Below are 9,807 nucleotides of genomic sequence, written 5' to 3'. Positions count from 1 at the left end.
CCCCCGCCGATGGAAGATTTTGATGACGATATTCCGTTTTAAAAACCACCAAACATAAATTGTAAACATAATCCCAGAACGTCTTGTACTTTCTGGGATTTTTTATTGTTGATAATTTTCTTATAGACTTGGAGTGGCTCGGTTGATGATGACGTGTATACATCTTTCGCAGTACAGTACCGCCGTATGATCACCAATTTTCAGCAACTTGCCAACTTCATCTGGTCCGTCGCCGATCTTCTGCGTGGACCTTATCGTCCGCCGCAGTATGAGCGCGTGATGTTGCCGCTCACCGTGCTGCGCCGTTTCGATGCTGTGCTCGCGCCAAGCAAGCAAACTGTCCTCAGCAAATATGCAGAACTGGACGCCCGTAATAAACGCTTGCGGGAAGAAATGAGAGAGGCCATCAACGTCGATCCGGTTCTCAACAACCTGGCCAAGGATGAAAACGGCACCCCGCTGGGCTTTCACAACCACAGTCAGCTCGACTTTACCAAGCTCAAGGGCGACCCCGACAATATTGGCCGCCACCTGGCCGATTACATCGCTGGCTTCTCCGAAAACATCCGCAAGATTTTCGAGCGTTTCGAGTTCGAGAAGGAGATCGAAAAGCTTGAAGAGTCCAACCGCCTGTATCAGGTTGTTTCCCAGTTCGCCGAGATCGACCTGCACCCACGCAAGGTCGACAACATCACCATGGGCCTGGTGTTCGAGGACCTGATCCGGCGCTTCAACGAAGCCGCCAACGAAACGGCGGGCGATCACTTCACCCCGCGTGAAGTCATCCAGCTCATGGTCAACCTGCTGCTGGAGCCCGACACCAGCGTGCTCACCCAGGCCGGCGTCATCGTCACCATCTGCGACCCGGCCTGCGGCACCGGCGGCATGCTGGCTGAGGCGCAAAACTGGATTCGCGCCCACAACGAGCAGGCGACGGTGAAGGTGTTCGGACAGGACTACAACCCGCGCTCCTACGCCGTGGCCGCCTCCGACCTGCTGATCAAGGGCCACAAGGATGGACAAGTGCTGCTGGGCAACACCCTCACCGACGATCCCTTTCCCGACACCCGCTTCGACTACCTGCTGGCCAATCCGCCCTTCGGTGTGGACTGGAAAGCCGAAAAGAAAACCATCGACCGCTGGCCCAACTTCCGTGGCTACAGCGGCAAGCTACCGCGCATCAACGACGGCGCCCTGCTGTTCCTGCTCTACATGATGAGCAAGTTCCAGGACTACAAGCCGAGCGACCGCGACAGGCCTGGCTCGCGCACTGCCATCGTATTCAACGGTTCGCCGCTGTTCACCGGCGGCGCCGGCAGCGGTGAGAGCGAAATCCGCCGCTGGATCATCGAGCGCGACCAGCTCGAAGCCATCGTCGCCCTGCCCGAGCAGATGTTCTACAACACTGGCATCGGTACCTTCATCTGGGTGGTTAGCAACCGCAAAGCCGAGCATCGCAAGGGCAAGATTCAGCTTATCGACGCCCGCGAGCGCTATACGCCGATGAAGCGCAGCCTCGGCGACAAACGCCGCTACCTCGATCAGGCCGCGCTCGACGCCGTCACCCGCGAACACGGCGCCATAGAGCACAGCCAGACCAGCCGCGTGTTCGACAACACAGACTTCGGCTACCGCCGCATCACCGTCCTGCGCCCGCTGCGCCTGCGTTTCCAGGTCACCGAGGAGACGCGCGAGCGCTTCCTCAACACCTGCCCAGAGTTGTTCGATGCCTTCCAGGCCATACAGGACGAACTCAGCACAGAGCCGTATTCCGATTGGAATCGGGTTTGGGATGATGTGCAAAGAATTTTCAAGCATCTGCCTGACTATGTGGAAGGCTGGGCCAAGGGAGCCAAGGGCACTGCACAGAAGAAAATCTTCCGCGACTGCTTCACCATCACAGCCCCCGATGCTGCGCCAGTCGTTGCCAAGCGCCACAAGAAAGGTGAAGTGTTAGTCAGCTCGGCGTGGTTCCCGGGACAGATATTACCTGAGCTTGAAGCGGCGGACCTGTATGCCCTGCTCGGACTCTACGCTGACGGCAAAACCCTCTTGGAATACGAGCCCGCCCCGGCGCTAAAGGACTTCGAGAACATCCCGCTGAAGGAAGACATCGTGAGCTACTTCCTGCGCGAGGTGCGTCCCTACGTGAATGACGCCTGGATCGACCGTGAAACGCTGGACGAACAGGACGGCGGCGTCGGCAAGGTTGGCTACGAGATCAATTTCAATCGCGTCTTCTTCGAGTACAAGCCACCACGACCGCTGGCAGTGATTGACGCCGAACTGGCCGAGGTCGAGAAGCGGATCATGAGCCTGCTCCGCGATGTGACGGAGTGAGTATGGATCGTCGACTCACCGAACTCCACGGTTTGCTGGCCGAGCTGCGCAAGCTCCCGCGTGAGGTGGACTGGGTCGAGTTCAAGCACGACAACGCGACTCCGGAGGAGATCGGCGAATACCTCTCTGCGCTGTCGAATGCTGCGGCCTTGGCAGGCAAGGTGCAGGCCTATCTGGTGTGGGGTATCGACGACGCCACGCATGACGTGGTCGGTACACGTTTTGACCCCGCGTCGGCCAAGGTGGGTAACGAAGAACTGGAGAGCTGGTTGCTGCGACTGCTGTCGCCCAGGATCAACTTCCGCTTCCATGTGTTCGAGGTCAGTGATCAGCGTGTCGTCCTGCTGGAGATTGGTGCGGCGTTCCGCCATCCGGTGCAGTTCAGGAGCGTCGAGTTCATTCGCATCGGCACCTACAAGAAAAAGCTTAAGGATTTTCCGGAGAAGGAGCGCGAGCTTTGGCATGTGTTCGATCAGACGCCGTTCGAGCGCGAGGTTGCCGCCGAGAAGATTTCATGTGACGAAGTCCTGCGGCTGCTCGACTATCCTGCCTACTTCGAGTTGCTGGGTCAGCCCCTGCCCGAAGGCCGTGAAGCCGTCCTGGCCGCACTGGACAGCGACGGTCTGCTCGCCCAGGCAGCGGGCGGATGGAACATCACGAATCTGGGCGCCATCTTGTTTGCCAAGCGGCTGGCCGACTTCCGCACGCTGCAGCGCAAGGCGGTGCGCGTGGTGCTGTACAAGGGCAACAGTCGCGTCGAAACCGTCCGTGAACAGGAAGGCGGCAAGGGGTATGCCACCGGCTTCCAGGGGCTGATCGACTTCGTAACCGGGCTTTTGCCAAGCAACGAGGTCATTGGTCGTGCCTTGCGCAAGCAAGTCCCGATGTTCCCGGCGCTGGCTATTCGTGAGCTGATTGCCAATGCGATGATCCATCAGGATTTCCACCTGACGGGCACCGGCCCGATGGTGGAGATCTTCGCCGACCGTATGGAGATCACCAATCCCGGTCTGCCGCTGGTGCAGACACACCGGTTTCTCGATAGCCCACCCCGGTCGCGCAACGAGGGGCTGGCCTCGTTCATGCGCCGCATCGGCGTTTGCGAGGAGCGCGGCAGCGGTGTCGACAAGGTGGTCTTCCAGACCGAGCTCTACCAGTTGCCCGCGCCATTGTTCGAGACCACCGACGAGCACACCCGCGCCTTGCTGTTCGCCCATCGCGAGTTCCGCGACATGGACAAGGCGGACCGGGTGCGTGCCAGTTATTTGCATGCCTGCCTGCGTTATGTTCAGCGCGATGATATGACCAACACCACCCTGCGCGAGCGCTTCGGCATCGAGGAGAAGAACAGTTCCATGGTGTCGCGGGTGATTAAGGACACCATCGCTGCCGGGTTAATCGTCTGTCACGACGACACCGTCGGCAGCCGGGCCCGCAAGTACCTGCCGAGGTGGGCGCGATGATCCTGATCGCATTGCTTGACCGTTGCTTGACTGGATGGCGCCAGATGGGCCGAACCGTGTTTGTTTTATGTATAAATCAACTTATTGCAAGAGCTCTATTGCTTGATCGTTGCTTGACTGGCGGCACGGCCAGAGTCGACTACTTGCTGCGCGGGGTACGCCCCTACGTGCCGGACGCCTGGATCGACAGCGAGACGCTGGACGAGCAGGACGGCGGCATCGGCAAGGTGGGCTACGAGATCAACTTCAACCGCGTGTTCTTCGGGTATCAACCGCCAAGGCCGCTCGCCGAAATCGATGCGGAGTTGGCCGAGGTGGAAAAGCGGATTATGGACTTGCTGCGGGAGGTGACGGAGTGAGTAGTACCGACCCGCGCCCACAGCTATGGGAGACCGTCCCGCTACGATATGTGTGCAAGTTGAATCCGTCGGTTGCTTTCGATGGATTTGATGAGGATGAAGACATCACCTTTCTGCCAATGGACAGAGTGAAGAGTGGGTACTTCATCCCGAATACGGACAAGTTCTCGAAATACGGATCCTCATACACCGCCTTCGAGGATGGCGATATTGTCTTGGCGAAGGTCACCCCGTGCTTTGAGAACGGCAACATTGCGATCGCTGCCAACCTTGTGGGAGGAAAAGGATTCGGTAGCTCGGAACTCTTCGTGATTCGCCCGATCGCGGTTGAGCGTAGATTCCTTTTCTACTACTTCCAGTCTTCGATTTTCAAACAGGACGGCGAGGCATCAATGACAGGTGCAGGTGGCCTCAAGCGAGTGTCGCCCGATGTTCTGCGCCAGCATCACCTGCCTTGCCCGAGCCAAGATATTCAGCATCTTATCGCCAACTACCTCGACCACGAAACCGCCCGCATCGACGCGCTGATTGCCGAGAAAGAACGCATGCTGGCGCTGCTGGAAGAAAAGCGCGCCACCCTCATCAGCCGCGTCGTCACCCGCAGCCTCGACCTCAACGCCCCGCTCAAACCCTCCGGACAGGAATGGCTGGGTGACATTCCGGCGCATTGGCCGGTAGAACGCACCAAGAACCTTTTCACGGTTCGTGATGAGCGTTCGGACGACGGTACGGAAGAACTGTTGACCGTATCCCACATCACCGGAGTCACTTCACGTTCTGAGAAGGACGTGTACATGTTCGAGGCTGATGACAAGGCGGGCTACAAACGCTGTATGCCCGGCGACCTTGCCATCAACACCCTGTGGGCGTGGATGGGCGCGATGGGCATCAGCCCCTTGGCAGGCATCGTTAGTCCCGATTACCATGTGTACACATCGAAAGGGCAGCTGCTGCCCGAGTACGTCGATCTGCTATGCCGCTCGCGGCCCTTTATTGCCGAAGTAAACCGATGGTCAAAAGGCGTCTGGTCTTCTCGTTTGCGCTTGTATCCGGAGAACTTCTTTGAAATGCGGCTACCCGTGCCTCCGCACGACGAGCAGCTCGAAATTGTCCGATCTGTCGAAGCGGATCAAACCAAGGCAAATGCCCTGCGCGATAGCTTGCAGTTATCTATCACTCTCGCTAAGGAACGCCGCGCTGCACTGATTACCGCCGCAGTCACCGGCCAGATTGCAATCGAGGACATGAAACAGAATTGAATAGGGGAGTTCAAATATGCCGGAAAGAACTACAGTCCTTGTAACTGGCGCCGGGGTTGACAAAACCCCGGGCATCGATTTTCCATTGGCGGCGGACCTCTTGCCGGCAATCAACGGTTACTTGACGCGCACGGATGAAGGCAAGGCAATCGATGCCTTGTTGCGCAGTAAGATCAGCGGCCTACGTTTTCGCTTTGACCGCTTCATCAACAATGCCATTACCGATATTGCTCAGAGGGAACCAGAGCAACTTAGAGAAACTGTTCAACGCGTTCAGCAGGTCGTTGACGAATTGCCAGACGATAATGAGAACAGGATCCCGAAAAAACAGGGAGAACTCATTATTCGGCTGTTCAATCAATTGCAGCAAATCGCATCTGCAAGCCGGATCGATGATGAAACCCGCCAATTGATCGAGGACGTTTTTGGAGATCATGCGTCGGAGTTTGATTTGGACGATCACGTTGTCAATATCCGAACGCTGAGCGTATCGGATACATTCAAGTCCATCTTACGCCATACGCTTCGGCAAAGTCTCAACTCTGATTCCAATCGAATAGCCCATGCTTTAGGAGCCGACCTCCTGGACATCGAGAAACTACTGATCGACAAATTTCTAGGCTTCTATAACAACCGGCTTCCTGACATCAAAAACTATGTCTACATTTCCTGGTGCTTCTGGGCATTCCTGATGTACCGAGATAAAGAAGTTCGCAACTCCACATCATCGTTGCCGTTCTACGAAGGGATTCCACAAAGCTGGAAGGGCATAACCCTAAATTACACCTCGTTCCTTGAATCACGCTTACAAGCCATTAACACGGTCTATTTTCATGGTGGACTCTCGACGTATGTTCGCATGGACAACCGCCAACTGCTCACTTTCGATTCATATCAGAATAAATCTCCGCAAGAACTGCTTGAATCACATATCTGCGACAATTGGTATTTCGATGAGAGTAGCCCGGCAAAGTCGCGCTGCCTTATCCCATCTCTCGTACCGCCACTTCGACTAAAACCCATTCTGTCCAAAGAATACATCGACCTTTGGTATCGTGCGGGTCAGTGGCTCAGGGAAGCCGATCATGTCGTTTTGGTTGGCTATTCGCTCAATACTGCCGATGAACATTTTAATGACTTACTCAGGTCATTGAATGGAAGGCGAATTACTGTGATAGGACCGAATGTTCGCAATGACTCTTACATGACTCGAGTTGAATCTGTTTGGGGGGTGAGTGCAGATCAATTCACAGGAACCCAGTTTCAGGGGAAGCAAGCATTACAACTTCGCCAAATTACTCTAATTCAGGCGCGTGCTCATGAGATTGATCTCGGGGCGCTTAACACATGAAACTTACCTCCGAAGCCGCCTTCGAAACCGCCATCGAGGATGTCTTGCTGGACGACGGCTACACACGAGTTGATGCCAAGAGCTTCAACCGCGAGCGCGCGATCTTCCCCGACGAGGCACTGGCCTTTATCCGTGCCACCCAGGGCAAAGTATGGGAGAAGCTGGAGACGCTGCACGGCGAGCAGACCGGTACACGGGTGCTGGAATCGCTGTGCAAGTGGCTGGATACCCATGGCTCGCTGGCCACCCTGCGCCACGGTTTCAAATGCTTTGGACGCACGCTGCGGATTGCTTTCTTTCGCCCCGCGCATGGCCTGAACCCGGAGCTGGAGGCGCGCTACCAGGCCAATCGGTTGGGGCTGACGCGCCAGTTGCACTACAGCCCCAAGAGTGAAAAATCGCTGGATGTGGTGCTGTCAATCAACGGTATCCCAGTGGTAACGCTGGAACTCAAAAATCCGTTAAGCGGCCAGACAGCGGCGAATGCCATCCACCAGTACCGCCACGACCGCGATCCGCGCGAGCCGATCTTCGTGTTCAGCAAGCGCGCGTTGGTGCATTTCGCGGTGGATACCGAAGAGGCGCACATGACTACGCGCTTGGCAGGTTCGTCCACCTACTTTCTGCCCTTCAATCAGGGCATAGACGGCGGTGCGGGTAACCCGCCTGACCGCGCGGGCCGAAACTACAAGACTGCCTATGTGTGGGAAGAAGTACTGCAGCGCAACAGCTTGCTCGACTTACTTGCCCGCTTCCTCCACCTCGATGTCGAGGAGAAGATCACCGATGATGGCAAGAAGGTGCGTAAGGAGAGCCTGATCTTTCCGCGCTATCATCAGTTGCAGGCTGTGCGTTGGATGGTGGCGGCCGCTGCCAGCGAGGGCGTGGGGCATAACTACTTGATCGAGCACTCAGCTGGCAGCGGCAAGAGCAACACCATCGCGTGGCTGGCGCACCGCCTGTCCAGCCTGCATAACGCGCGTGACGAGCGGTTGTTCGACAGCGTGGTGGTCATCACCGATCGCGTGGTGCTTGATCGTCAGTTGCAGAACACGATCTACCAGTTCGACCACCGTCAGGGCGTGGTGCAGAAGATCGACGAAGACTCTCGCCAGCTCGCCGAGGCGCTGGAAGCCGGAGTGCCGATCATCATCACCACGCTACAGAAATTCCCCTTCGTGTCCGGGCAGCTGGCCAAGCTGAACGAGGAGCGCGGGGAAGGCGGCAAGAGCCACCTGCCCACGCGCAAGTACGCGGTGATCATTGACGAAGCGCACAGCTCGCAGTCGGGCGAGACGGCTACGGAATTGAAAGACGTGCTGGGCGGCGCGGAGTTGCGCAAGAAGGCGCAGGAGATGGCAGAGGAAGAGGGCGAAATCGAACTGGAGCGCCTGTACCGTTCCATGGCCAAGCGTGGCCATCAGCCGAACATGAGTTTCTTCGCCTTTACCGCCACGCCCAAGCACAAGACACTGGCGATTTTCGGCCGGAACGGCGAGCCCTTCCACCGATACACCATGCGTCAGGCCATCGAAGAAGGTTTCATCGAGGACGTACTGAAGAATTACGTCACCTACAAGACCTACTACAAACTGATCAAGAAGGCTGAGGACGACCCCAACGTCGAGCGCAAAAAGGCGGCCCGCGCGCTGGCCCGCTTCATGCGTCTGCATCCGCACAACATCGGCCAGAAAACCGAAGTGATGGTCGAACACTTCCAGCACTTCACGCGCCACAAGATCGGCGGCCACGCCAAGGCGATGGTGGTGACTGGCTCGCGGCTGGAAGCGGTGCGTTATAAGCAAGAATTCGACCGCTATATTGCGGAGAAGGGCTACCCGATCAAGAGCCTGGTGGCATTCTCCGGCAGCGTTGAAGACGACAAGATTCCGGAAAAGTCCTACACCGAGGTCGAAATGAATGGCGGCCTCAAGGAGAAGGAACTGCCTGATACCTTCGCCAAGCCGGAATTCCGTGTGTTGCTGGTGGCCGAGAAATATCAGACCGGTTTCGACCAGCCGCTGCTGCACACCATGTATGTGGACAAGCGCCTGGCTGGCATTCAGGCCGTGCAGACGCTCTCGCGCCTGAACCGTACTCATCCGCTCAAGGACGACACCTTCGTACTGGACTTCGTCAATGATCCGACCGAAATCCAGGAGGCCTTCCGGCAGTACTACGAAGGCTCAGTCATGGGTGAGCAGGTCGATCCCGACAAGCTCTACGAAGTCAAAGCCGGGCTCGACGCTTCGGGTATCTACCTGCAGACCGAGATTGCCGACTTCGCCCACGTGTTCTTCGCGCCGAAGCGCCGGCAGAGCCCCGGCGACCACAAGGCGATGAATGCTATTCTGGATCAGGCGGTCGCACGCTTCGTGCAGCTGCAGAACACGGAAGAAGAGGAAGCCGAGCTTTGGCGTGGCAAGCTACAGGCCTTCCGCAATCTCTACAGTTTTCTGAGCCAGGTGATCCCCTACCAGGACAGCGACCTGGAGAAGTTATTTACTTATCTGCGGCATCTCGCGCTGAAGCTGCCCAAGCGCAAGAGCGGACCGGGCTACCAGTTCGACGAGGATGTCGAACTCGACTACTACCGGCTGCAGAAGATTAGTGAAGGCTCAATCAGCTTGAACGAGGGTTACACCAAGCCGCTGGACGGCCCCCGTGAGGTAGGGACCGGCATGGTGCGCGAGGAACATGTTTCGCTGTCGCGCCTCATCGATATCATCAACGAACGTTTTGGCGGCGAACTCAACGAGGCGGATCAGTTGTTTTTCGATCAGATCGCGGAGGCGGCTAGCCAGAACGAAGCGCTGCAGATGGCCGCCGAGGTCAACTCCCTTGACAAATTCCAGCTCGTGTTCCGCCAGGTACTGGAATCACTGTTCATCGAGCGGATAGAGCTGAACGAGGAGTTATTCACCGACTATATGGGTAAACCTGACATGCAGGAGCTGGTGTCGAAATGGCTGGGAAGTCAGGTCTATAAGCGGTTGTCACCCCGAGGCCAAAGCTCGCCGAGCGACAAGGAGTAA

General features: G+C 57.1%; 6 protein-coding genes. All 6 read left to right on the top strand.

The features are described 5' to 3' along the window. Nucleotides 1–186 precede the first annotated feature (186 nt). The 6 genes from BLW97_RS12725 to BLW97_RS12700 are packed head-to-tail and all read left to right on the top strand — an operon-like array spanning nucleotide 187 to nucleotide 9,807. Entirely contained in the window at nucleotides 187–2,340 is a 2,154-nt protein-coding gene (locus BLW97_RS12725) for a type I restriction-modification system subunit M (protein WP_075323675.1), read from the top strand. 2 nt (nucleotides 2,341–2,342) lie between these two features. Then, the gene (locus tag BLW97_RS12720; RefSeq protein ID WP_075323342.1) at nucleotides 2,343–3,803 is read left to right on the top strand and encodes an ATP-binding protein; all 1,461 of its coding nucleotides are present in this window, start codon (nucleotides 2,343–2,345) and stop codon (nucleotides 3,801–3,803) included. Next, nucleotides 3,800–4,162, top strand: coding sequence for a hypothetical protein (locus BLW97_RS19800; protein ID WP_075323341.1), 363 nt, complete (start codon nucleotides 3,800–3,802; stop codon nucleotides 4,160–4,162). The genes BLW97_RS12720 and BLW97_RS19800 overlap by 4 nt, the downstream gene beginning before the upstream one ends. Beyond that, nucleotides 4,159–5,421, top strand: a complete 1,263-nt coding sequence (locus BLW97_RS12710; RefSeq protein ID WP_143214883.1) for a restriction endonuclease subunit S — start codon at nucleotides 4,159–4,161, stop codon at nucleotides 5,419–5,421. The genes BLW97_RS19800 and BLW97_RS12710 overlap by 4 nt, the downstream gene beginning before the upstream one ends. 16 nt (nucleotides 5,422–5,437) lie before the next feature. Continuing rightward, complete coding sequence (locus BLW97_RS12705) at nucleotides 5,438–6,772, top strand: hypothetical protein (protein WP_010637636.1); 1,335 nt, start codon at nucleotides 5,438–5,440, stop codon at nucleotides 6,770–6,772. Beyond that, the gene (locus BLW97_RS12700) at nucleotides 6,769–9,807 is read left to right on the top strand and encodes a type I restriction endonuclease subunit R (RefSeq protein WP_075323340.1); all 3,039 of its coding nucleotides are present in this window, start codon (nucleotides 6,769–6,771) and stop codon (nucleotides 9,805–9,807) included. Before BLW97_RS12705 ends, BLW97_RS12700 begins: the two co-directional genes overlap by 4 nt.

Origin of the sequence: Acidithiobacillus albertensis (assembly GCF_001931655.1) — a bacterium.
Taxonomy (GTDB): Bacteria; Pseudomonadota; Gammaproteobacteria; order Acidithiobacillales; family Acidithiobacillaceae; genus Acidithiobacillus; species Acidithiobacillus thiooxidans.
The sequence above is the reverse complement of the archived record's forward strand: the minus strand, read 5'-3'. Positions and strand labels throughout refer to the sequence as shown.